The 22,718-nt window shown below is 62.7% G+C and carries 17 protein-coding genes; 11 read left to right on the top strand and 6 right to left on the bottom strand.

Annotated elements, in window-relative coordinates:
- Positions 1 to 14: 14 nt before the first annotated feature.
- Entirely contained in the window at positions 15 to 1,421 is a 1,407-nt protein-coding gene (locus ACM6J5_RS02375; protein WP_414927727.1) for an FAD/NAD(P)-binding protein, read from the top strand.
- A 52-nt stretch (positions 1,422 to 1,473) separates the two neighbouring features.
- Here the strand turns inward: ACM6J5_RS02375 and ACM6J5_RS02370 are convergent, their stop codons facing one another.
- Positions 1,474 to 3,714 (bottom strand): Ig-like domain-containing protein, encoded by a 2,241-nt coding sequence (locus ACM6J5_RS02370; RefSeq protein WP_414927726.1) that lies wholly within the window; start codon positions 3,712 to 3,714, stop codon positions 1,474 to 1,476.
- Between the two features lie 35 nt (positions 3,715 to 3,749).
- Positions 3,750 to 5,096: a hypothetical protein gene (locus ACM6J5_RS02365; RefSeq protein WP_414927725.1), complete on the bottom strand. Its 1,347-nt coding sequence runs from the start codon at positions 5,094 to 5,096 to the stop codon at positions 3,750 to 3,752.
- A 278-nt stretch (positions 5,097 to 5,374) separates the two neighbouring features.
- Here ACM6J5_RS02365 and ACM6J5_RS02360 point away from each other — a divergent pair, with 278 nt between their 5' ends.
- The 4 genes from ACM6J5_RS02360 to ACM6J5_RS02345 all read left to right on the top strand — a co-directional run bounded on the left by ACM6J5_RS02360 (position 5,375) and on the right by ACM6J5_RS02345 (position 11,121).
- Positions 5,375 to 6,820, top strand: a complete 1,446-nt coding sequence (locus ACM6J5_RS02360) for a sensor histidine kinase (RefSeq protein ID WP_095945649.1) — start codon at positions 5,375 to 5,377, stop codon at positions 6,818 to 6,820.
- 202 nt (positions 6,821 to 7,022) lie between these two features.
- Positions 7,023 to 8,081: an SCO family protein gene (locus tag ACM6J5_RS02355; RefSeq protein WP_414927724.1), complete on the top strand. Its 1,059-nt coding sequence runs from the start codon at positions 7,023 to 7,025 to the stop codon at positions 8,079 to 8,081.
- A gap of 144 nt (positions 8,082 to 8,225) precedes the next feature.
- Positions 8,226 to 9,719 carry an ATP-binding protein gene (locus ACM6J5_RS02350; RefSeq protein ID WP_095945651.1) on the top strand — a complete coding sequence of 498 codons (1,494 nt, stop codon included), beginning with the start codon at positions 8,226 to 8,228 and terminating at the stop codon, positions 9,717 to 9,719.
- Complete coding sequence (locus tag ACM6J5_RS02345; RefSeq protein WP_095945652.1) at positions 9,688 to 11,121, top strand: sigma-54-dependent transcriptional regulator; 1,434 nt, start codon at positions 9,688 to 9,690, stop codon at positions 11,119 to 11,121. The genes ACM6J5_RS02350 and ACM6J5_RS02345 overlap by 32 nt, the downstream gene beginning before the upstream one ends.
- A 58-nt stretch (positions 11,122 to 11,179) precedes the next feature.
- On the opposite strand, the gene ACM6J5_RS02340 is transcribed toward ACM6J5_RS02345, so the two are convergent.
- Positions 11,180 to 11,560 (bottom strand): hypothetical protein, encoded by a 381-nt coding sequence (locus tag ACM6J5_RS02340; RefSeq protein WP_095945653.1) that lies wholly within the window; start codon positions 11,558 to 11,560, stop codon positions 11,180 to 11,182.
- A gap of 172 nt (positions 11,561 to 11,732) precedes the next feature.
- Here ACM6J5_RS02340 and ACM6J5_RS02335 point away from each other — a divergent pair, with 172 nt between their 5' ends.
- On the top strand, positions 11,733 to 12,539 hold the full coding sequence (locus ACM6J5_RS02335; RefSeq protein WP_095945654.1) for a class I SAM-dependent methyltransferase: 807 nt from the start codon (positions 11,733 to 11,735) through the stop codon (positions 12,537 to 12,539).
- Positions 12,540 to 12,690: 151 nt separating this feature from the next.
- Here ACM6J5_RS02335 and ACM6J5_RS02330 read toward each other — a convergent pair whose 3' ends face one another.
- Positions 12,691 to 13,731 (bottom strand): helix-turn-helix domain-containing protein, encoded by a 1,041-nt coding sequence (locus tag ACM6J5_RS02330; protein WP_095945655.1) that lies wholly within the window; start codon positions 13,729 to 13,731, stop codon positions 12,691 to 12,693.
- Positions 13,732 to 13,806: 75 nt separating this feature from the next.
- On the opposite strand from ACM6J5_RS02330, the gene ACM6J5_RS02325 reads away from it, so the two are divergent.
- Positions 13,807 to 14,172 carry a hypothetical protein gene (locus tag ACM6J5_RS02325; protein ID WP_256589149.1) on the top strand — a complete coding sequence of 122 codons (366 nt, stop codon included), beginning with the start codon at positions 13,807 to 13,809 and terminating at the stop codon, positions 14,170 to 14,172.
- Positions 14,173 to 14,309: 137 nt separating this feature from the next.
- Here ACM6J5_RS02325 and ACM6J5_RS02320 read toward each other — a convergent pair whose 3' ends face one another.
- Positions 14,310 to 15,227: a LysR family transcriptional regulator gene (locus ACM6J5_RS02320; protein WP_095945656.1), complete on the bottom strand. Its 918-nt coding sequence runs from the start codon at positions 15,225 to 15,227 to the stop codon at positions 14,310 to 14,312.
- Between the two features lie 97 nt (positions 15,228 to 15,324).
- On the opposite strand from ACM6J5_RS02320, the gene ACM6J5_RS02315 reads away from it, so the two are divergent.
- Complete coding sequence (locus ACM6J5_RS02315) at positions 15,325 to 16,164, top strand: AraC family transcriptional regulator (protein WP_095945657.1); 840 nt, start codon at positions 15,325 to 15,327, stop codon at positions 16,162 to 16,164.
- A gap of 200 nt (positions 16,165 to 16,364) precedes the next feature.
- Here ACM6J5_RS02315 and ACM6J5_RS02310 read toward each other — a convergent pair whose 3' ends face one another.
- Positions 16,365 to 18,338 carry an alkyl/aryl-sulfatase gene (locus ACM6J5_RS02310; protein ID WP_414927723.1) on the bottom strand — a complete coding sequence of 658 codons (1,974 nt, stop codon included), beginning with the start codon at positions 18,336 to 18,338 and terminating at the stop codon, positions 16,365 to 16,367.
- Between the two features lie 137 nt (positions 18,339 to 18,475).
- Between ACM6J5_RS02310 and ACM6J5_RS02305 the strand changes: the two genes are divergently transcribed.
- The 3 genes from ACM6J5_RS02305 to ACM6J5_RS02295 are packed head-to-tail and all read left to right on the top strand — an operon-like array spanning position 18,476 to position 22,680.
- On the top strand, positions 18,476 to 19,144 hold the full coding sequence (locus ACM6J5_RS02305) for an ABC transporter ATP-binding protein (protein ID WP_414927722.1): 669 nt from the start codon (positions 18,476 to 18,478) through the stop codon (positions 19,142 to 19,144).
- A gap of 1 nt (position 19,145) precedes the next feature.
- Positions 19,146 to 21,617, top strand: a complete 2,472-nt coding sequence (locus ACM6J5_RS02300; RefSeq protein WP_414927721.1) for an ABC transporter permease — start codon at positions 19,146 to 19,148, stop codon at positions 21,615 to 21,617.
- On the top strand, positions 21,607 to 22,680 hold the full coding sequence (locus ACM6J5_RS02295; protein WP_414927720.1) for a lipocalin-like domain-containing protein: 1,074 nt from the start codon (positions 21,607 to 21,609) through the stop codon (positions 22,678 to 22,680). Before ACM6J5_RS02300 ends, ACM6J5_RS02295 begins: the two co-directional genes overlap by 11 nt.
- Positions 22,681 to 22,718: the final 38 nt, after the last annotated feature.

Below are 22,718 nucleotides of genomic sequence, written 5' to 3'. Positions count from 1 at the left end.
ACAGGGAGTACACGATGGGCCATAGCTTGACCAATGACGCCGACATCCTGATTGTCGGTGGTGGCCTCAGTGGCGCCATGCTGGCGGCGCAGTTGATGCGCCGGCCGGGCCGGTGCCGGGTGCTGGTGATCGAGCCTCGGGCCGAGTTGGGGCGGGGCGTTGCCTACAGCGCGGTGGAACTGGGCCATACGCTCAACGGCAATGCGGCGCGGGTGAGTGTCGACCCGGACAACGCCGACGACTTTACCCAATGGCTGACCGAGTACATCGAAGCGGGCGGCTGGCCGGAATCGGATCAGCAGCAGGTGCCGGTCGGCGAGCTGTTTCCGCCACGGGGACTTTTCGGCCTGTACGCCCGCCAGCGCCTGGCAGACGCGCAGGCGCTGGGCGCATTGAACGGTTCGACGGTCGAGCATGTGCAGGCCGAAGTGGTCGATTTGCAAGCCGATGCAGACGCCGTGCGGTTGACCTTGAGTGATGGCCGAAGCTTGCAGGGCGCTTTTGCGGTCTTGGCCACCGGGATGTTTCCCGCCGCGTGCACGCCACAAACCCGATCCTGCGGCTTGAACGCTGCAGCCCTTGATCCGTGGGACGTGGCGGCCATGCAGCGACTCGACCCGCAATCGACGGTCATGATCATCGGCTCGGGCCTGACCATGATCGACGCCGTGGTGTCCCTGGATCAGGCCGGGCATCGTGGGCCCATCGAAGTGTTTTCCCGCCATGGCCTGCGACCCCATGTGCGTCGCCAGCCACCGGCCTGGGTGGATTTTCTCGCGCAGGATCAGCACATCCGCACACCTCGCCAGTTGATGCGCGAACTGCGTCGGCACTGTCGGGACGCCATTGCCCAAGGCATCGACTGGCAGGCGCCACTGAACACGGTGCGGCCACATATCGGTCGCTTGTGGCACCAGGCGACGGACGAGCAGCGTCGGCAGTTCGTGCGACATGTGCGGCCGTGGTGGGAAAGCCATCACCACCGCTCGTCACCCCTGAGTGCCGAACTGGTGGAGCGTTTGTATGAAGAAGGGCGGTTACGAATTCACGCCGCTTCGTTCGAGGGGCTTGAGCGCTCGACGGGCGACGGCGTCAGTATCCGCCTTCGGCGGCGCGGCGAGGCACACACCTGTGTCGTCAGCGCTGGCGCCCTGATCAACTCCAGCGGCATCGAATATGACTGGCGCCGGGTCGCGCGGCCGTTGCCCCGGCAACTGCTCGCCCGTGGCCTGGTCCGACCGGGGCCGTTGGCCCTGGGGATTGCCGCGGAGGTCGATGGCGCGGTCCTGAGCGCCGAGGGTCAGCCCGCCAGTCGGCTGTTTGCCATGGGCCCGCCGTTGCGCGGCATGTGGTGGGAAAGTACGGCCGTTTCTGACGTGGTGAGCCAGGCCAAGGCGCTGGCCGGACGACTGGTGCGCTAGTCGTCCATTGCCAACGGGCCCCACCGGCTGTACTGGCCGGTGGGGCGAGCGTTTACCGCACGATGACGGTGACGCTGCGCACCGAGCCTCGGGCTGACCGGATGGTTGCCGTCGGGCTTACCGATGGGCGGATCGCGCTGTTGTTGACCGTCAACGTCCACCGCCCGTTATTCGCCACATTGGTGGTGCCCAGGGTGACCAGGCCGGCCGGCGTGGTCACCTGAACAGTGACCGAGTTGCCCAGGATCGCCGAAGAGGTTCCGGCGAAGTTCCAGGTAAAGCGGTTGCCGGAACGGGCAGTGACCGTGGCTGTCGTTACGTTGAAGGTCTCAAGCACCAGTGGCGGCGAGACCTGCACCGTGACCGTGGCCGGTGCCGACAGGACGCCGAAGCTGTCCCGGGCGACGTAGGTGAAGGTCGTGGTGAATGGCGTCAGGATCACGGCCGGTGGGGTGTAGGTCACTGCCGTGCCGTTGATTGCCACCGTGCCCTGGCCTGTTGCCGGTGGAGTGATGCTGTCGACGGCCAGCGGCACGTTACCTTCCGGATCTGTGTCGTTGGCCAGCACGTTGATCGTGACCGGCACGCCCTGGGTGGCAATGCTGTCGGCGACCGCCACCGGAGGCCGGTTAGGCGCCACCGTGATGGTCACGGTGGCCGGATTGGCCGAGGCCAGGCCTTTGGCGTCTTGAGCCTTGTAGGTAAAGGTCGTGGTCAACGGTGCAGTGACGACCGGCGGCGGGGTATAGACCACGTTGTTGGCGGCCAATGCCACGGTGCCCTGGCCTGCAGCGGGTGGGGTCAACGCCGTGATGCTCAGTGGCGTATTGCCGTCCGGGTCGCTGTCGTTGGCCAGCACATTAAGGGTGAGCGGCACACCGAAGCTGGTGCTGCCAGCGTCGGCAACCGCCAGCGGCCGCTGATTCTGGCCGCTGTCCGGCGCCGTGCCGACCACGACAACGGGCTCGGTGTCACTGCCGCCGGCGGCGGATTTGACCGTCACGGTTGCAGGCGGCTGGGTCAGGTCAGCCACCGTGAGGTGTTGCAGGGTTCCGGTTTTCGACAGCCGTCCGTAACCCTGGGCGACCATGTCCGGTACCACCACTTCGTCCGTGGAGGTGGCCTCGATCAGCAGGCTGTGGTTGCTCCAGCTGTAACGGGCGGTCTGGATTTTCACCACGTCCGAGAGCTTGCTCGACACCGCGGTCGGGCGGGTGGTCCCGGCGGGGTTGGTGGCGGTGACCACCACGACCGGCGGCACCGTCCCGTTGGCCAGCAGATGCTGGGCGAAGAACACGCCATTGTTGTCGCCCACCATGTTGGTCTGGCAAGGCGACACAGGCGGGCCGGGGACCAGGGCGATGCTTTCGCGAAAGCACAGGGTCGAGCCGATGGCGGCTTTGGCAAACACTTCGACCCGGGTGTTGTTGCCGCCGGTGCCGGCAATGCGGCGGTAGGTGGCACGGGTCATGTCCACCGCGGTTTGCGCGCGGTTGTCGAGCACCTTGCCGGACAGGGTGAAGAGGTTGGTCTGGAGGGTCCCGGCCGGACCCTGGATGCGCACGAAGTTGGTGTTGTTGGGGCTGCCGGTGACGGCTTCGGTGAGGTTGGGGTCGCCGACGAAGGTTTCGACGGCGCCGGTGTCCGGGTTCACCTCGGTGTAGGGGCCATTGACGCTGCGCAGGAACGGCCCGATCGCACCGTTGACCGCACCGCTGAAAACCCCCGGCGCACCGATGCCGACGTCTCTGGTGATGTTGATCGCACGACGGCCGGGGGTGGTGACGTTGACCGTTTCCACGCCATAGGGGTGGGTAATGGTGTAGGTCCCGGCAACGGGAATGTTCACCCGCATACGAATCCGCGCGAAGCTGACCTGGTCGCCATCGAGAGGGTTGCCACCGGCAAATGCAGCCTCGATCCCGGCGACATAGGCATCCATGCCATAGCCGGCGGTGTTGTTGGGGATGCTGGTCTCGGCCAGGAACCAGAAGGCTTCGTCCGGCCAGTTATCCGGGAACACCATCGGCAGGGTGTCGTCGAAAATGCCCGGTGTCGGCAGCAGGGTGCACATGTAGGCCGGTGGCACGCTGGCTGCTACCCGCGAGCTGGCGGCGCGTGACTGGCACAGCTCCATCGACAGCAAATTGTTGTCCTGATACCAGATCGGGAATTTCCCGGTGGCAAAGGTGTAAGGGCCGGGATCGACGGCGGCGAGTTGCGCCAAAGCACCGCCGGTCAGCGATAGAGTCAGTCCCAGGGCGTTGAGCGCCAGGCGTGGCCATTTGTTCATGATGCCTCCTGATGAGGATCCGGGCATGTGGGCGTTCATTGCACGATGACCACTTCTTCGGTATCGCTGCCGCCGTTGGAGGACGACACACGAACCTGGGCTGGCGGAATCGGCGAGATGCCGGTGGCCAGGCTTTTCACGGCGCCGTCACCACTCAGGGCGCCGATGGCGATGCCGGTGCCGGAGGTAGCGGTGAGCACCGGTGGCGATGTTTCATCGCTGGTCGAGGCCATGATGGTGATTTGCCCGGTGCTCAGGCTGTACTCGGCGCGCGAGATCGTCACCAAATCGGTCAGCGGCATGGGCAAGGTGGTCGGCGTGCTGCTGGCGATGGCCAGGTGGTTGTCGGCGGTCACCTGCAAGGTGCTCGGCAGCGTCGGATTGTTCGGCGACTGCGCATACCAGTGGCCGGTGGTGTTCGCCTCGGTGAAGTTCAGCACCGGGTTGTTGCTGTCCAGGGTCACGGTGGCCGGTGGCGGCGGGGCCAGCACGAACACGTCCTGCTGGGCCACCGGGGCGCTGGTGCCGGCCTGTCGCGAGTAGGTGCTGCGCTCGGCGATCACGGGGGTCGGCCGGGCCACATTCGACAACTTGCCGGATACGGCGAAGAGGTTGGTGCGCAAGTCCAGGCCATTGGGGCCTTCGATGCGCACATAGTTGGTGTTGAACGGGCTGCCGGTGACGGCTTCGGTGAGGTTCGGATCACCGACGAATTGTTCGGCCTGGCCAGTGCCCGGGTTGGTCTCGGTGTAGGGGCCATTGACGCTGCGCAGGAACGGCCCGACGTCGCCCTTGAGCGCGCCGTCGTAGGTTTTCGGCGCACCGATGCCGATGTCCCGGGTCATGTTGATCGCCCGCCGGCCGGGAGTGTCGACGTTGAATACTTCGACGCCGTAAGGGTGGGTGATGACATAGGTTCCGGCGGTGGGAACGTCGATGCGAACACGGATGCGGGCGAAGCTGATCTGGTCGCCCTCCAGCGGATCACCGCCACTGAAGGCGGCTTCGAGCGCCGAGACATAGGTCAAATCGATGCCTCGGGCGGCATCGACGATGGAGGTTTCGCCTGTGGCCCAGAACGCTTCGTCGGGGAAATTGGTCGGGAAGACCAACGGTTGGGTGTCATCGAAAATGCCGGGATTAGGGATCAGCGAGCACATGTAAGTCGGGGCGCCCGGCGCGCTGGCAACCCTGGAACTGACAGCCTTCGATAAACACAGGTCAAGGGTTCGGCCGTGGCTGTCTTGATACCAGGCGGCGAAATTGCCATTGACCGGCAGGTAGGGGCCAGGGTCTACGGCAAACAGCGCTGCCTGGGCAATGCCTTGGGCTAGAGCGGTCACTGCCAGGGCGGTCGCGGTTTTGCACAGTAACGGGTGCATGGATATTCCCTCTGTCGAAGTACTGCCCCTTGGGGATGGGCAGTTGGCAGGGAGTTCGGCAACTTCCATACCAATCGGCGAAAACGCCCGTGAGAAGCCCGCAGTAAAGGCGTTGGCGCAGTTGCTGGCGGCAGATCGGGAAGTTATGACGCGGGCAGCTGTACCCTACTTTGGGGGGGGCGGGGCCGCGGGGCGGGTGGAGTATCGCAGTCCCCAGGTTCGGGCAAACGGCCCTGAGTGGGCTATAAACCTAGAGGGGGTTTCCGGGAACCGTGTCCATGAACACAATCGCCAAAGTACTTGCGACCGACAGCGAAGTTCGCTTGAACACGCGCAAGGAGCCGTTCAATCTGCTGCGCTGGTTTTCGCTGATCAGCATGGTGGTAATCGGCACGGTGGCGGTGGCGCTGGGGGCGGTGTCCTCGCGGTTCGTGATTACCGAAAGCGTGCAGCGCGATGCGCTACTGACCTCACAATTCATACAGGCGATTGCCTCGACCGAGGTGCGCCAAGTGTCGATTCCCAACGTCCGGACCATGGGCGAGTTGCTCGACCCACGCAAAGACAAGGACTTTCCTGACGTCGACCCGCTGTCCCGTGCCAGTGCCCGTGATGATTTCCTCGACCATATCGCAAATTTGCCGGACGTGATCCTGGCCAACATCTATGCCCCCGACCGCATGGTGATCTGGTCGACCAACCCGGCCTTGATGGGCACTACGATCCATGGCGATGAAGACCTCGATCGGGCATTCAACTCGAAAATTTCCGTGTCGACCAGTTATCACGATGTGGACAAAACCCGCATGGAGCAGAAGTTCCTGGAACCACCCAGATACACCTTCATCGAAAACTACATTCCCCTGTTCGACGCCGATGGCAGCACCGTCACGGCAATGGTCGAGATCTACAAGGAACCGCAGGACCTGATCAACCGCATGGAGCGCGGCCTGGTGCTGATCTGGCTGGCAACCGCCCTGGGCGGCGGTCTGGTTTACCTGGGGCTGTACTGGATCGTGCGGCGGGCGGCGATCCTGCTGGCGACGCAGCAGAAGCAACTGATCACCAACGAAACCTTTGTGGCGCTGGGGGAGGTGTCCTCGGCGGTCGCCCACAGTCTGCGCAATCCGTTGGCGAACATCCGTTCAAGCGCCGAACTGGCGATAGAGTTCGACAGCGGTCCGGCGCACGGGAACATCAACGACATCATTGGTCAGGTCGATCGCATGTCGACATGGGTACGGGAATTGCTCCAGTCCCTGCGACCGCTCAATGACGAGGCGGAACCGGTGAACCTGGTGGCAGCCCTGCATGACAGCCTGATGGCTTACGAGCATCAGATCAGCAGGGCCAAGGTCAAGGTGGTGTTCGAGCCGGACCAGACGCCCATGGTGCTGAGCCAGCATGTGCAACTGACCCAGATCCTCAACAGCCTGCTGTCCAATGCGGTGGAAGCCATGGACGGCGGCGGCACCCTGACCATCCGGATCGAACCGCGCGATGCCCAGCGCATCAGCGTGAGGGTGAGCGATACCGGCAAAGGCATGAGCGAAGAACAGCGCACCATGGCCTTCCGGCCGTTCTTCACCACCAAGCAGGGCGGGCTGGGAGTCGGGCTGGTGCTGGTCAAGCGGATCATGGAGCGATTTGGCGGTGCGGTGACCCTCGAAAGCCTTGAAGGCGAGGGCACCACGGTGCGTCTGTCGTTTGTTCTGGCTCCCTGAAAACGGGGATGGGCTACCCCCAATAACGGGGGTCAATCCCCGGTCACTTCCCCGGTCATCGCCCATTGATTTTGATAAGTCATTGTTTTGTCGAGTGTTAGTACGTTTTTTATAAAAAAACACATGATTGGCGAGGTCCTTGCAAAACCACAATCACCCTCCCTTCACCACATCGAGGCGGCTGGTGATGGAAAAAAAAGAGATGCATTCACCACGCTCACGAGCCTTGGGCATGCACCTGGTGCTGATGCTGGTGACCGGTTTGCTGGCCAGCCAGCTGCTGGTCGCCAGCCAGCCGACGTCGATGCCCGCACCTGCTCCGGCATCCACTGTCGATTCCGCTGTCGTTGAAGCCGACACCCCGTGGGGTGGCAACTATTTCCCCAACACTCTGCTGACCGACCAGGACGGACAGCAGCTGCGTTTTTTCGATGACTTGATCAAAGACAAGGTGGTGGTGATCAACTTCATCTTCACCTCGTGCAGCGACTCCTGCCCTCTGGAAACCGCGCGCCTGCGCCAAGTCCAGAAACTGCTGGGGGATCGGGTCGGCAAGGACATCTTCTTCTACTCCATCAGCATCGACCCCTTGAGTGACACCCCCGAGGTGCTCAAGGCCTACGCGCAACGCTTCCAGGTCGGGCCCGGGTGGAAATTCCTCACCGGGGAATTCGCCGACGTCACCGACCTGCGCAAAAAACTGGGGCTGTTCATCGACGGCGTCGATAACGGGCGCAACAAGGACCACAACCTGAGCCTGATCGTCGGCAACCAGGCAACGGGCCGCTGGATGAAATCCTCGCCCTTCGAAAATCCGTGGATTCTGGCCGATCAACTGGCCAATACCCTGCATAACTGGAAACAGCCCAGCGTGGAAGAAAGCTATGCCGATGCACCGGAAATTCGCCCGCCGAGCAATGGCGAAGAGCTGTTTCGCACCCGCTGCGCGTCCTGCCACAGTCTCGGTCCTCTGGACGGGCAGGGCATCGGCCTGCGCAGCATCGGCCCGGACCTCATCGGCGTGACCTATCAGCGCGATCCGGCCTGGCTCAGCCGCTGGATCCGCGAACCTGACCGCATGCTCGCGGAAAAGGACCCGATCGCGATGGAACTGTTCGAGCGCTACAACAGGATCTCGATGCCCAACTTGCGGCTGGATCCGCATTCCGCCCAGTCCATCATCGATTTCCTGAAAGAAGAAACCGACCGTCAGCATCCGCCAGCGGCGCCATTGGTCAGTGGTAACGAGGAGCCTGAATAACGTCATTCGGTCGCGCAACCCGAGACACCCCGGGTGCAATAGTGTCAAAAAAATTACGCGGGCCAGCCAATGGCTATCAATGCCACCTACACTGATTCTGAAAACGGCTGAACAGGCTCGATTTCAAGCACCCAGGACACAGCCATGCAGATACTCGAACAGCAAAAAGTAGCTGCGCCGCAGGCTCCGGTAGCTCAACGCAGGGGTTGGCGGCCGCAGTTCAACTTGCTGCGCTGGTTTTCCCTGGCAAGCTTTTTCATCATTGCCGCGGTGGCGCTGGGGCTGGGTTACATCTCCACGCGCTTTGTGGTCGATGAAAGTATCGAGCGTGATTCGATGTTGACCGCGCAGTTCATCCAGTCCATTGGCGAGGCCGAAATCCGGCATGCCGGAATTGCCCCGGGCCGAACCATGGGTGAAATGCTCGACCCACGCATGGACCATGCCGACTCCGACGTCAACCCAGAATCCCGGGCCGCCGCGCGGGTTGAGTTTCTCGACCATGTGAGGCATCTGCCGGACATCCTGCTGGCGACGGTGTACGCCCTGGACCGCACCGTGGTCTGGTCGACCAACACCGATTTGATTGGCGTGCGCATCGAAGATGACTTTGAGCTGGACGAGTCCTTCGAAATGAAATCGCCGGTGTCCACCAGCTACCACGAAATCGATGAGGAGCGTCCCGAGCAGCGCCTGCTTCGCGAACCGGAGTATTTGTTCGTCGAGAACTACATTCCGATGTTCAACGCCGACAGGAGCAAAGTGGTTGCCATGGTGGAAATCTATAAGGAGCCGCTGGATCTTGTGGAACGCATCCAGCGCGGCTTCAAGGCGATCTGGCTGGCCACGCTGATCGGCGGGGCGGCCATTTACCTGGGGCTGTTCTGGATCGTGCGCCGGGCGGCGACGCTGTTGCAGAGCCAGCAGAAACAACTGATCGCCAACGAGACCTTTGTCGCCCTTGGCGAGATGTCCTCGGCGGTGGCCCACAGCTTGCGCAACCCGCTGGCCAATATCCGTTCCAGCGCCGAACTGGCCCAGGACATCGCCAGCCAGACCGCGCAGAAAAACATCGGCGACATCATCAATCAGGTCGACCGCATGTCGCGTTGGGTCCGTGAATTGCTGGTGTCGTTGCGACCGATGAATGACGATTGTGAAACGGTCGACCTGGTGCTGGCCCTCGAAGACACCCTGAGTGCCTTTGAGTCCCTGATCAAGCGATCGGACGTCGAAGTGCGATTTTCCCCTGTCAGCGTGCCACCGGTTGTCAGTCAACAAGTGTTGCTTACGCAAATACTCAACAGCCTGTTCGCCAATGCACTGGAAGCAATGCCCAAGGGCGGCGTGCTGACGATCGAGATCGATTCCTCGGTGTCCGGCGACGTGAGCATGACATTGACCGACACCGGCAAGGGCATGTCCAAACAACAGCAGCAAATGGTCTTCAAGCCGTTTTTCACCACCAAACAAGGTGGATTGGGTGTAGGCCTGGCCTTGGTCAAAAGAATCATGGAGCGTTTTGACGGTTCGGTCGAACTGACCAGTCGGGAGCAGGAAGGAACCCGTGTTTGTCTCAATTTCAAAGTGGCAACGGGAGGGGCATATGGAGCACAGCATTCTGCTGGTCGAGGATGACGAAATTCTCGCTGAGAATATTCAGACTTACCTGGAGCGCAAGGACTTCGAGGTCACCGTCTGCCACTCGGCTGAAGATGCACTGGAGCAATTGGGTTCTTTCGCGCCTGACGTGGTACTGACCGACAACTCGTTGCCGGGCATGAGTGGTCACGACCTGATCCAGAAGCTGCGCATCAGCGCGCCGGATCTGAAAGTGATCATGATGACCGGCTACGGCAACGTCGAAGACGCCGTGGTGGCGATGAAAGAGGGCGCTTTTCACTACGTCACCAAACCCGTGGCCCTGCCAGAGCTCAAGCAGTTGCTGGACAAGGCCCTGGCCACCGACCGCATGGAGCGCACGCTGTCGTTTTACCAGGAGCGCGAAGCCCAGAAGTCGGGGGTGCAGGCACTGATTGGCGAGTCGGCACCAATGGCGTACCTCAAGGGCACCATCAGTCAGTTGCTCGACGCCGAACGGCGGATGGCCAACAGCGATCTGCCGCCGGTCCTGGTGGAAGGCGAGACGGGCACCGGCAAGGAACTGGTGGCGCGGGCCTTGCACTTCGACGGCCCGCGCGCCAAAGGCCCGTTCATTGAATTCAACTGTGCTTCGATCCCGTCCAATCTGGTGGAGTCGGAACTGTTCGGCCACGAGAAGGGCGCCTTCACCGACGCCAAGGATCGTCGCATGGGGCTGGTGGAAGCGGCCGACGGTGGCACGCTGTTCCTCGATGAAATCGGTGAAATGGACCTGCTGCTGCAAGCCAAGCTGCTGAAGTTGCTGGAAGACCGGACCATTCGCCGGGTCGGTTCGGTGAAGGAGCGCAAGGTCAATCTGCGGGTGATCAGCGCTACCAACTGCAACCTCGAACAGATGGTCCAGCAAGGCAAGTTCCGTCGCGACCTGTTTTTCCGCCTGCGCATCATTTCCATAAAGGTGCCGCGCCTGTATGCCCGTGGCGCCGATATCCTGCTGCTGGCCCGGCACTTCCTGGCGCTACACGGCAAGCGTTACGGCAAACCGAACCTGCATTTCAGCGACCAGGCCGAAGAATTGCTGCTCAGCTACAGCTGGCCGGGCAACGTGCGCGAGTTGCGCAACATGCTGGAGCAAACCGTTTTGCTGGCACAAAGCGACACCATCGCCGTCCATCAGTTGAACGTCTGTCTGAGCCTCATGGATGAGCCAGCGGTGTTTCATCACGAGCCGCCAAATCTCAGCGAACCGCGTCCGTCCTACAACGGCAGTGAATCCATGAACCTGCCGGAAGTGGAGCGCGACATGGTGCGCAAGATGCTCGACAAGACCGACTGGAACGTCACCAAATCGGCACGCCTGCTGGGCCTGAGCCGTGACATGTTGCGCTACCGGATCGAAAAACTCGGCCTCTCCCGTCCGGACAAGCGCCAGTGGTAGGGGGCGTTCTCAATGGGTTTCCCTACCGGTGGGGAAACCAATGAGAATGCCCCCTGGTTCACTGCAATACCGGGCCCTGCCTCAGGCAGGACATCACGCAGCCGGGGTTCTCGACTTCCTGGTTCACGTATACGCCACGCTCCGGATCGTAGGAGCGGATAAACACCCGAACCGTGGCGTCGGCCACTGTCGGCAGGCGCGAGTCCGAGAACACGTGCTCACTGGAAACCGGGATGAATTCCCCGGGTGCGGTCGGGATGTACGAGCCTGGCGGTATGATGTTCATGGACGGTGGTACGGGGTGCGCGAAGGGTTGGTCGGCGCCGTAATAGTTGAATTCGCTGCTGTAGTTGGTGGTGTTTGGCATGTCGTCGGCGTGGACGACAGCGGTTGCACCCAGGCAGACGGCGAGCAACAGCGTCAGGTCGGACTTTTTCATGGCAACACCTGCTAGATCGGTTTAACCACATTCTCCCCAAGGTCTTTAACTATAGCTGGCGCCGTGGACAGCCGTCGGTGCTGCGCGGATTACAAGTTCGCAACACCTGCCAGGATGAGGTTGATCTAGACTCCGGCCGGTCAAATCGACGACCCGGACCCTGGAGCGTGCAATGGAAATGCCGACAAAAGAACAAGCCATCGCCAGTAACCGCGAGGCCTGGAATGACTCCGCCCGTCACCACAAGGACTCCAGCGAATGGCAAGCCTTGTTGAAGGGCGTGGCGCGCGCGGATTTTTCCTGCCTGGACGACACCCTGACCGCTTTGCTGACCCAGACAGGCGTCGATGGCAAGGACGTGGTGCAACTGGGCTGCAACAACGGCCGTGAAAGCCTGTCGTTGTTCGCCCTGGGCGCGCGTAGCGTGGTGGGCGTCGACCAGTCTGAAGCCTTTCTCGGGCAGGCACGGGAACTGGCGTCCCGCTCGCCCCACGCGCCGCAATTCATCGAGGCGGACATCCACCACTTGCCTGCCCGATTGCAGGAGCGCTTTGACCTGGCGCTGATCACCATCGGGGTCTTGAACTGGATGCCGGACATCGGCGAATTCTTCCGCCATGCGGCGCGCACGCTGAAGCCGGGTGGCGCGCTGGTGGTGTACGAAACCCACCCGTTCCTGGAAATGTTCGACCCCGAGGCCGCCGATCCTTATCGCCCGGCCAGCTCATACTTCCGCCGCGAACCGTTCGTGCAACACGAACCGATCGTCTACGAAGGCAAGATCGAACAGCCGGCCGCGCCGTCCTACTGGTTCGTCCATACCCTGGGCGACCTCTTCAGCGCGGCCATTGCAGCAGGGCTGCAGATCCGTCACTTCAGGGAATACCCGCACTCCAACCGCGAAGAACTCTATGACCGCTATCAACAGCAGGTGGCGCAGTTGCCGTTGTGTTTTACGTGGGTGGTGGTGAAGGGCTGATGTACTGAACTCGATAGTGTGCGTGTCCTGCTGGCCCTATCGCGAGCAGGCTCGCTCCCACGGGTGTTCGGTGTCGTACTACGTTCTTGCACACGACAAGAAGGGGGGGACGCAAAAACCAAAGGCACCCGTGGCGCACGAGCGTGGTTTTTCATTGACCTTGCCGGGTTCGCCAGGCGCCCGGCGCGCACCCCAGCCACCGCAGGCAGGCACGGTTGAAACTTTGCACATCGCTGTAGCCCAGGCGGTCGGAAATCTCCACCAGCTCCAGGTCTGTCCCCTGCAAAAAGTCTTCGGCCCGGTAGCGGCGGTACTCGTCGAGCAACTCTGAAAAACTCCAGCCCAAGGCCTTCAAGCGTCGGGCGGCGGTGCGCTCGAGCAAGTGCTGGGTGGTACAGAATTGCTGCCAGTTGGCCTCGGCGAGGTCAGCGATCAAATGGTCGCAGACTTGCTCCAGCAAGGTCGGTTCGCTGTTGCGTCGGGTTTGCTCCAGCAACTCGATCAGCGTGTGTTCCAGTGCATGATTGCCCGGCGTCAGCGGGATGAGGAACAGCTGTGGATCGAGGCGGATCGAGTGCTGCGCCTGCCCCCATTGCACCGGCGCGCGAAAGGCGTGTTGATGTTCCTGCGCATTGGCCGTGCAAGCACCGGCCAGCCCGACGCCCAGAATCGGATCACGCCCCAGGCCACTGGCGAGGAATTTGCGCCGCAACATGCTGCACAGGCTGATGAGGATGTAATCGGTGGTTGCTGCGTGGGTTTTCACACTGCCGCAGTCGAGCAGGTGCAATTCGACGCTGTCGTCGCCGCGCACGATCCGGGCCTGGAAATGTCCGTTGAAAAACGGAAAGAAGCGCACGAAATACTGGCAGGCGCTGTCCAGTGAATCGGCCACGTCGAACAGATACGTCAGGCCATTGGTGGCGGTGGAAACGAAACGCCGGCCGGCCGCCAGGCCGATCAGCGGGTCGCCGGTCTGCTCCAGGGCAAACGCCCAGAAGCGCCGCGACATGAACAGCGGAATGCGCATGAATGGCGTGCGCAACTCGAACAGGCTGCGACGAAACAGGTCTTCGATGCTGTCCCGGTCCACGCCACGGGCCAGCAACTCTTCGATGGCCGGCAGCAGGGTCGGCGCGTAGAACGCATTGGGTATCGATTGATCGCGCAGTGGCTGATCGCTTTTTGTCATGTAGGGCTCACAGCTTGTTCCGCAACACGGGTTAGGCTGCCCGACGTTAAGCGATTTGCCGGAGCAAGACCATGCTTGATTTACGCCACGGAACAGCCGCAGATCCAGGTGTCGAGCCGCCGCGACGGGCTCAGCCCGGTGGACTTGCAGCTTGGCTTGAAAGGACTGCGCCGGAATGTGGCGATGAGCACCCAAAGCACCCTGGCCGCGAAACTCATCGTCGATCGCCAGCCGTTCGGCATCAGCCTGCCAAGCCGGGTCGCCAACGTGCTGGGCCTGCAATACGTGCCGCTGCCCATGGACGAGCCGGTGGAATTGAAATTGGCGCTGTACATCGAGTCGCGCTATCGCTTCGAACGCAGCCGCGAGGAGGCGGTGCAGTGCCTGCTGCGCGCCCTCGGTGAACCCCGGGCATTGCAGGCACTGGCGCGGCGTGCGTGATCTGGATGCAACGCCGTCCCCTTGTGGGAGCGAGCCTGCTCGCGAAAGCGGTGTGTCATTCAACATTGATTGTGACTGACACGGCCCCTTCGCGAGCAGGCTCGCTCCCACAAGGATTGCAGCGTTGCAGGCAGACCTTAGTTCGACGCCAGCAAGCGTCGGTCAACCGACAGCACCGCATCGACCATCGCCAGCGCGGCCGGTGTCAGGGAATGCCCGGCACGGCTGACGATGCCGTAGTGCAATTGCAGGCCGGGATCCTCCTTGGGCACATCGGCAAACTCCAGCAGGCGGATCAGACCCTGGTCGACCAGTTCGGCCAAGGCCTCCACGGTGGCGATGCCTACCGCGTCGGAACGCATCACCACGCGGCGGATCGCATCGAATTGCGCGCATTCCACGCTCGGGTTGAAGTCCGCTTGGCCCTGCACGTCGGCGAGGATCTTGCGGATCATCGGCGGTATTCGCGTGCCGACCACCGCGTAGTCGAGCAGGGCACGCAGGCACAGGTTCTGCTGTTGCACCAAGGGATGACCGACACGGCAAAAGAACCGCCCGCGACGAGGGCGCAACAGCTGTACCTGATATTGCGGGTCGTCGGTGAAGTACCGTGCGTCGGCCACGAGGAATTCAATCTGCTGCTCACGAAGCCAGACCGCCAGTTGCTCCCAGTCGCCCTGGTGGAAACTGATGCGGATCGCCGGATGGGCCAGGATGAATTCCGCCAGCGCCTCGGGCACCAGCACCTGGGCCGGGTAAGGGCCGCAGCCGAAGTGCAACTCGCCACCGGTCAGACCGTTGTATTGCGTCAGTTCGTTGTGCAAGGCCTGGCTGCCGGCGAGCAGGCGCCGGGCGTGTTGCAGTACCAGTTCACCCTGGCCGGTCAGGCGGAATTCGCGACTGCTGCGTTCTACCAGCGCGCAGTCGAGGTCACGCTCCAGGGTCTGGATGCTGCGACTGAAGGCGGGCTGGCTGAGGTTGATCGCCTCGGCGGCGCGGCCGAAGTTGCGGTAATCGGCCAGGGCGACAAGGTGGCGGAGTTGTCGTAGGTCCATCATGCGTCTCCTGCATTCTGTGGATGCTTTTAATGCATTGGATCGATAGCACAGAGGCTGGCATAAGTACACGCCTGTCTTCTCGCCGTAACTTGCCATGACCAGCCAACCGTTCATTTCCAGCGCTTTCACCCGCACCATTCTCAGCCATGCCCGGCAGTCCGGACTGTGCCAGGACCAACTGCTGGAACGGGCCGGGATCTGCCTGTCGTTGATCGAAGGGCAGGACCTGCATGTGCCCGTGCACCTGGTCGAACGCCTGTGGAGTGAATGCGAGCGTGCGGGCGCCGGGGTGTCGTTTGGCTGTGATCTGGTCAACGGCATGGCGACCACTACGTTGCGGGGTTTGAACATTCTGCTGGACTCCGCCGCGACCCTGCGTGCGAGCCTGACGTGTTTCACCGATTTCCTGCCACAGGTGACGAATTACGTCGTGGCGGAACTGGAGGAGGGTGACGGGCAGGCCCGCTTGCACCTGCGCAGCGTTGACCGGCAGCCGCATTTTTTCGGCCTTGATGCCGCGACCCTGACGTTGGTGCGCAACATCGCCCGACGTTTGGGGCGAGCGCCGGCCGAGGTGTTCGTCGCGGTCCAACTGACGCCGCAACAGGCTGCCGGGCAGTGGTTGCGTAGCGCAGGTGTCGAGGTGCTTTCGGGTTCACATCCGTGTCTGAGCCTGCCGGCGGCCAGTCTTGATGAGCCTCTGCTGGGGGCCAATGGGTTTTTGCATCAGAGCATGTTGCGGCATTGGCAGACTGCGGCGGTGCAGAATACCCGCAGTGACAGCCTGGAGATGGCGCGGCATTGGTTGACGGCGGGGGATCAGCCGATCGAGCGGATTGCCGAGCGGTTGGGGTATCGGCAGCCGAGTAATTTCATTCGGGCGTTTCGCAAGCAGTTCGGGATTACGCCCAAGCAGTTTCGCCTTGGTTTGTAATTTTGATTGAGTACATATCCGTTTCTGCGGTAACGGATATGTACACTCACAAAACAATCATCGCCTGACACAAAGCCATCGCGAGCAAGCTCGCTCCCACAGGGGAACCGGGTTGTTCACAGCATTTGTGAATGACACCGATCCAGTGTGGGAGCGAGCCTGCTCGCGATGAAGGCGACGCGGTTTCCCGCGTCATCCGGTCAAGGCGTCACGATATTGAACTGCGGCGCAAAGGTATCGAGGCTGCTCATCAACTCCCCAAGCTTCTTGCCATTGCCCTGCAGCGTGATCAGGCCTTTCTGCATCGCCGTCGGGATATCCAGTTGCTTGAGGCTGATCTGTTCCAGGGTGGTCTTGGTCATGGTCACGCTGGCGTCCGCCTGGGCATTGAGTCCGGCGCGGTGGGTCAGCACGCCATTGCGCAGGGTCAGGTTGAAGTCCTTGTTCAGGTCATCGAAGGTCCAGTTCAGGGTCAGGTCATGGCCTACGGCCTTTTCACTGTCCAGGCGCACCGCCAGGAAGTCGAAGAACATCTGTGGGCTCATCGCCCGCACCATGTCCACCGATACCGAAGTGCCCGCATTGGGTGGCACGCCATTGCGCAGTTCCATGGCACCGGTCAGGTACATGTTGCGCCAGGTGGCGTTCTCACTTTGATAGCCCATTTGCTCCAGCGCCTGGGCCTGGGCTTTGCGGGCGTCGCCGTTGTCCGGGTTGGCGAACAACACCTGATTGCCCAGTTGCGCGGCCCAGCGGTATTCGCCCTTGGCCATCGCCGCTTGCATTTTCCCCAGCACCGCCGCTTCGCCGCCCATGGCTTCGACCGAACGCTTGGCCGCTTCCACCGGCGGTAGCGGATTGAGGTTGGCCGGGTTACCGTCATAGAAACCCATGTAGCGCTGATACACCGCCCGGGTGTTGAAGCTCAGTGAGCCGTAGTAGCCGCGGGTGTACCACTTCTGGTCCAGGCTGCCGGGCAGTTTCTTAATCGAGTCGGCGATTTCCAGCGACGTCAGGCCCTGATTCAGCAAGTGCAGGGTGCGGTCGTTGAGGAAGGCGTACATGTCGCGCTGGTCGGCGAGGAAGGTGCGGATGCGTTCACCGCCCCAGGTCGGCCAGTTGTGCTGGGCGAACAACACGTCGCTCTTGTCGCCGTAACGCGCCAGGCTGCCGTCCAGGTACTCGGCCCAGGCCTTGGCGTCGCGCACTTGTGCGCCGCGGGGGGTGAGGATGTTATGCATCATTTGCGTGGCGTTTTCCGCCATGCACAAGGCGCGCAACTGCGGCAGGTACAGGTTCATCTCCGCCGGCGCCTCGGTGCCCGGGGTCAACTGGAACTCCACGTCGAGGCCGGCGATGGTGCGTGTTTCCAGTTCCTTGTCGATCAGGTCGGTGGGCGGGATCAGGGTGACGGTGCCGCCGCTCGGCGTGCTCTTGCCCAGGCCGGCATCGACCTGGCCTTTTTCGCCGCGAGGCAAAAGGCTGCCGAACTGGAACTGCGCGCGGCGGCTCATGGCGTTGCCGGCGTAGACGTTCTCGCTCATCACGTGTTCCATGAACCCGGCGGGGGCGAACACCTTGACCTTGCCGGCCTTGACGTCGGCTTCGTCGATGACCCCGCGCACGCCACCGAAGTGGTCGACGTGGGTGTGGCTGTAGATCACCGCCACCACCGGTTTGTGCGGACGGTTCTGGTAGTACAGGTCCAGCGCCGCCCTGGCGGTTTCGGCCATGGTCAGCGGGTCGATGATGATCAGTCCGTCGTCGCCTTCGATGATGGTCATGTTGGCGAGATCAAGGCCGCGCACTTGATACAGCCGTGGGCTGACTTCGAACAATCCGGCATGGGCGCTGAGCTGGGCCAGGCGCCAAAGGCTCGGGTTGACCGACTCCGGGGCTTTATCCTTGGCGAGGAAGTCATAGGCCTGGATATCCCAGATGACCTTGCCCGAGGCGTCCTTGACCTGGCCCTTGAATGGCGCGATCAGACCCTTGGTGACCGACTCGTAGTCGGTGCGGTCGGTGAAGGGCAGTTGTTGCAGCACGGCGGCGTTACTGGCTGTGGTTTGCGGGCTGGCCGCGACCGGTGCGTCGGCGGCGACCACCGATTGCGCAAGGCAGGCAGCGATCAGGCAAGCGAGCAGCCCACGAGGGCTCAAGGTGAAACGAGGCATGGCGTCTCCGTTTTTTATCGTTATGGTCAGACCAGCTTCGAGAGTAAGGCGATGGTCGGGCAGGACGATGAGCGTCAGCGGACAAAAACCATTCAGGGCCGCTATCCTTGGGCCATGCCAATCCAGCAGGTTGACCCATGCTTGAAGTCCATGGCGTTTTCAAAAGCTACGCCACCCCGCAGGGACCGCTGCCGGTGCTGCAAGGCGTCGACCTGACGCTCAGGCCCGGCAGCAGCCTGGCGCTGATGGGCGAGTCGGGCAGTGGCAAAAGCACCTTGCTGCACCTGATCGCCGGACTGGACAAGGTCGATCGCGGCAGCATCCGCAGTGGCGAACATCGCCTGGAACAGATGAATGAAGGGCAACTGGCGAACTGGCGTCGTACGGAAATCGGCCTGGTGTTCCAGCAATTCAACCTGATCGGCAGCCTGCGGGTCGAAGACAACCTGGCGATTCAGGCGCGGCTGGCGGGGCGTCATGACCCACGCTGGCAGGCGCATCTGGTGCAACGCCTGGGCCTGGGCGAGCTGTTGCGGCGCTACCCGGAGCAACTGTCCGGCGGTCAGCAGCAACGGGTCGCGCTGGGCCGGGCGCTGGCGTCGCGCCCGCCATTGCTGCTGGCCGACGAGCCCACCGGCAGCCTCGATGAAACCACCGGCGCCGAGGTGTTGCAGTTGCTGCTGGAATTGCTCGACGACAGCCCCACCAGCCTGTTGATGGTCACCCACAGTCCCGGCGTGGCGGCGCGGCTGGCGGAAAAAGCATTGCTGAGCGGCGGTCGTCTGGCCGGTGTGGGCGAGCGCTGACATGCGCATCTTTGGCGAAACCCTGCGGGCGCTGCTCAGCCACTGGCGACAGCACCCGGTGCAGTTTTTCAGTGTGCTGACCGGGTTGTGGCTGGCCACCGGTCTGTTGACCGGCGTCCAGGCACTCAACAGCCAGGCCCGCGACAGCTATGCCCGTGCCAGTCAGTTGATCGGCGGCGAACCCCAGGCCAGCCTCGGTGCGCCCGGTGGCGGCACGTTCTCCCAGCAGTGGTTTATCGACCTGCGGCGCGCAGGGTGGCCGGTGTCACCGGTGCTGCAAGGCCGGGTCACGCTCAAGGGGCACGAAGAGCAGCGCTTGCAGTTGATGGGCATCGAGCCGGTGTCGCTGCCGGCGGGCGCGGCGGTGGCCGGGCAGGCCCTGGCGATTGAACAGGTGGTCGGCTTCTTCAGTCTGCCGGGCAGCACCTGGATATCGCCGCAGACCTTGCAGGCACTGGGTTTGCGCGAAGGTGAGCGGCCACTGAACCTGGCGGGCGAGGCACTGCCGCCGCTGCATGTACAGGCCGACATGGCGCCCGGTGTGCTGCTGGTGGACATCGGTTTTGCCCAGCAGATTCTGGGGTTGCCGGATCAAGTGTCGCGGCTGCTGTTGCCGAAGGATTTCACCGCACCGTTGCCGGAGCCGCTCAAGGGCCAGTTGCAACTCAAACGCGCCGGTGAAGAAAACAACCTGACGCGCCTGACCGAAAGCTTTCACCTGAACCTCGACGCCTTGGGGGTGCTGTCGTTCGTGGTCGGCCTGTTTATCGTGCACGCCGCCATCGGGCTGGCGCTGGAGCAACGGCGAAGCCTGCTGCGGACCCTGCGTGCCTGCGGTGTGAGTGCGCGGACGCTGATCGCTTGTCTTGCCGTGGAATTGGCTGGATTGGCCCTGATCGGCGGTGTGGCCGGTGTGGTCAGCGGCTACCTGCTGGCCGGCGTGCTGTTGCCGGATGTCGCCGCCAGCCTGCGTGGCTTGTATGGCGCCGAAGTGGCGGGGCAGTTGAATCTCAGCCTGTCGTGGTGGTTCAGTGGTCTCGGCTTGAGTCTGATCGGCGCATTGCTGGCCGGGGCCAACAGCCTGTTGCGGGCGGCGCGCTTGCCATTGCTGGCGCTGGCCGACCCGCAGGCCTGGCATCAGGCCCACGCACGCTGGTTGCGACGCCAGGGTTGGGTGGCGGCAACGGCCGGGGTGATCGCGCCGCTGGCGTTGATCTTCGGCGACAGCCTGATCAGTGGTTTCGTGTTGATGGCTGCGCTGTTGATCGGTGCCGCGCTGGCCTTGCCGGTGGTGCTCAGTTCTCTGCTCAGTCTCGTTTCGCAGCGCACTCGCTCGGTGCTAGGCCAGTGGTTTGTCGCCGATTGCCGCCAGCAACTGCCAGCGTTGAGCCTGGCCTTGATGGCGCTGCTGTTGGCCATGGCGGCGAACATCGGTGCCGGCAGCATGACCGCGGGGTTTCGCCAGACCTTCAGCGACTGGCTCGAACAACGGCTGACGGCTGAGCTCTACCTCAACCCACAGAACCCGGCCCAGGCCAGGGAACTTCACGGCTGGCTCAACCAGCAGCCGCAACTGGCGGCGGTGCTGCCCAACTGGCAGGTTTCGATCCAGTTGCAGGGCTGGCCGACGGACCTGTCGGGGATCATCGACCACCCGACCTATCGCCGGCATTGGCCACTGCTCGAAGCCTTGGGTGAAAACCCCTGGGAGCGCCTGGCCAAGGATGATGCGGTGATGCTCAGCGAACAACTGGCCCGGCGCCTGCGCGTGCAACCGGGCGATCACCTGACGCTGCCGACCCCCACCGGCCCGTGGTCGCCGCGGATCGTCGGGATCTACGCGGACTACGGCAATCCCAAGGGCCACATTCTGGTGAACATCCACCATCTGATGCGCGGCTGGCCGCAGCTGACACCGAACCGCTTCAACCTGCGCATCGAACCGGCGTCGATCCCGGCGTTCGTCACGGCACTGCAGGCGCGTTTTACCCTGGACGACAGCCGCATCGTCGATCAGGCGCGACTCAAGGGCTGGTCCACTCAAGTCTTCGAACGCACCTTCGCCGCCACCGCCGCGCTCAACAGCCTGACGTTGTGCGTGGCCGGGGTAGCGTTGTTCATCAGCCTGTTGACCCAAAGCCAGAGCCGTCTCGGGCAATTGGCGCCGCTGTGGGCCCTGGGCGTGACGCGTCGGCATCTGATGTTGCTCAACCTCGGGCAAACCTGGCTGCTGGCGATACTGACCCTGGTGCTGGCGTTGCCGCTGGGCATCGCCCTGGCATGGTGCCTGGACACGGTGATCAATGTGCAGGCCTTTGGCTGGCGCCTGCCGTTGCGGGTGTTTCCATGGCAACTGTTGCAATTGATGGGGCTGGCGCTGGTGGCGACGTTACTGGCTTCGGCCTGGCCTTTGTACCGTTTGTACCGCACGCAACCGGCGGACCTGCTGCGGACGTTTGCCCATGAAGATTAAGACCTGTGTGTTGCTCCTGGCGCTGCTGGCGAGCGGTTGCGATCAACCGGCTCCGGTCGAAAAGGGCTTTGCCGGGCTGGGCAACCAGGCCGCTGCGTTCACCCCGGTGGTGCCCGGTCGGGTGTTCAGCTTCCCGGCGGATCACGGCCCGCACGACGGCTTTCGCATCGAATGGTGGTATATCACGGCCAACCTGAAGGACGATCAGGGCAATGAGTTCGGCGCGCAATGGACCTTGTTCCGCAGCGCGTTGAAAGCCAGCCCCGAGGTAGTGGGCTGGCAGAACCAGACGATCTGGCTCGGCCACGCGGCGGTGACGTCGGCGACGGCGCATCACGCGGCCGAACGTTATGCTCGTGGTGGCGTTGGTCAGGCTGGTGTCAGCGCTGCGCCGTTCAATGCGTGGATCGACGACTGGCAATTGCGCAGCCAGACGACTGCCGACGACCCGTTGGCTGACGTGCTACTCAGTGCTCGCGACCGGCGTTTCAACTACCGGCTGCGGTTGACCTCGACAGGGCCGCTGGTGCTTCAGGGAGACCGGGGCTTCAGCCGGAAATCCGAACAGGGTCAGGCTTCTTACTACTACAGCCAGCCGTTTTTTCAGGCCAGCGGCACCCTGGAAATCGACGGCAAGACCTTTCAGGTCAGTGGCCCGGCCTGGCTCGACCGGGAATGGAGCAGCCAGCCCCTGACGAGCAACCAGACCGGTTGGGACTGGTTTTCCCTGCACCTGGACAGTGGCGAGCAGGTGATGCTGTATCGCATGCGGCAAAAGGACGGCGAGCCTTACCTCACCGGCACCTGGATCGACGCCCGGGGGCAGACACAATTGCTGCATGCCGGCGACATCATCCTCACGCCGCAAGACACCGCCCGGGTTGCCGGGCGCGCGATGCCCATTCGCTGGTCGATCAAAATCCCCGCCAGACACCTCGATATCGCCATTACCGCGCTCAATCCCCAGGCCTGGATGGATTTGCGCATTCCTTATTGGGAAGGCCCGGTGCGCCTCATTGGCAGTCATGCAGGGAGTGGCTATCTGGAAATGACCGGGTATTAGGCGCGCCCGTTACGAAAATCACTTTTCGGTGCGACCAC

Source organism: Pseudomonas sp. IT-P74, from assembly GCF_949768175.1.
Lineage (GTDB): Bacteria > Pseudomonadota > Gammaproteobacteria > Pseudomonadales > Pseudomonadaceae > Aquipseudomonas.
This window is presented reverse-complemented; position numbering and strand designations above follow the sequence as displayed.

Excerpts from the sequence above, each read along its gene's own strand:
- ACM6J5_RS02375 (WP_414927727.1), top strand. The coding sequence starts at position 15 with ATGGGCCATAGCTTGACCAATGACGCCGACATCCTGATTGTCGGTGGT.
- ACM6J5_RS02370 (WP_414927726.1), bottom strand. The coding sequence starts at position 3,714 with ATGAACAAATGGCCACGCCTGGCGCTCAACGCCCTGGGACTGACTCTA.
- ACM6J5_RS02365 (WP_414927725.1), bottom strand. The coding sequence starts at position 5,096 with ATGCACCCGTTACTGTGCAAAACCGCGACCGCCCTGGCAGTGACCGCT.
- ACM6J5_RS02360 (WP_095945649.1), top strand. The coding sequence starts at position 5,375 with ATGAACACAATCGCCAAAGTACTTGCGACCGACAGCGAAGTTCGCTTG.
- ACM6J5_RS02355 (WP_414927724.1), top strand. The coding sequence starts at position 7,023 with ATGCATTCACCACGCTCACGAGCCTTGGGCATGCACCTGGTGCTGATG.
- ACM6J5_RS02350 (WP_095945651.1), top strand. The coding sequence starts at position 8,226 with ATGCAGATACTCGAACAGCAAAAAGTAGCTGCGCCGCAGGCTCCGGTA.
- ACM6J5_RS02345 (WP_095945652.1), top strand. The coding sequence starts at position 9,688 with ATGGAGCACAGCATTCTGCTGGTCGAGGATGACGAAATTCTCGCTGAG.
- ACM6J5_RS02340 (WP_095945653.1), bottom strand. The coding sequence starts at position 11,560 with ATGAAAAAGTCCGACCTGACGCTGTTGCTCGCCGTCTGCCTGGGTGCA.
- ACM6J5_RS02335 (WP_095945654.1), top strand. The coding sequence starts at position 11,733 with ATGGAAATGCCGACAAAAGAACAAGCCATCGCCAGTAACCGCGAGGCC.
- ACM6J5_RS02330 (WP_095945655.1), bottom strand. The coding sequence starts at position 13,731 with ATGACAAAAAGCGATCAGCCACTGCGCGATCAATCGATACCCAATGCG.
- ACM6J5_RS02320 (WP_095945656.1), bottom strand. The coding sequence starts at position 15,227 with ATGGACCTACGACAACTCCGCCACCTTGTCGCCCTGGCCGATTACCGC.
- ACM6J5_RS02315 (WP_095945657.1), top strand. The coding sequence starts at position 15,325 with ATGACCAGCCAACCGTTCATTTCCAGCGCTTTCACCCGCACCATTCTC.
- ACM6J5_RS02310 (WP_414927723.1), bottom strand. The coding sequence starts at position 18,338 with ATGCCTCGTTTCACCTTGAGCCCTCGTGGGCTGCTCGCTTGCCTGATC.
- ACM6J5_RS02305 (WP_414927722.1), top strand. The coding sequence starts at position 18,476 with ATGCTTGAAGTCCATGGCGTTTTCAAAAGCTACGCCACCCCGCAGGGA.
- ACM6J5_RS02300 (WP_414927721.1), top strand. The coding sequence starts at position 19,146 with ATGCGCATCTTTGGCGAAACCCTGCGGGCGCTGCTCAGCCACTGGCGA.
- ACM6J5_RS02295 (WP_414927720.1), top strand. The coding sequence starts at position 21,607 with ATGAAGATTAAGACCTGTGTGTTGCTCCTGGCGCTGCTGGCGAGCGGT.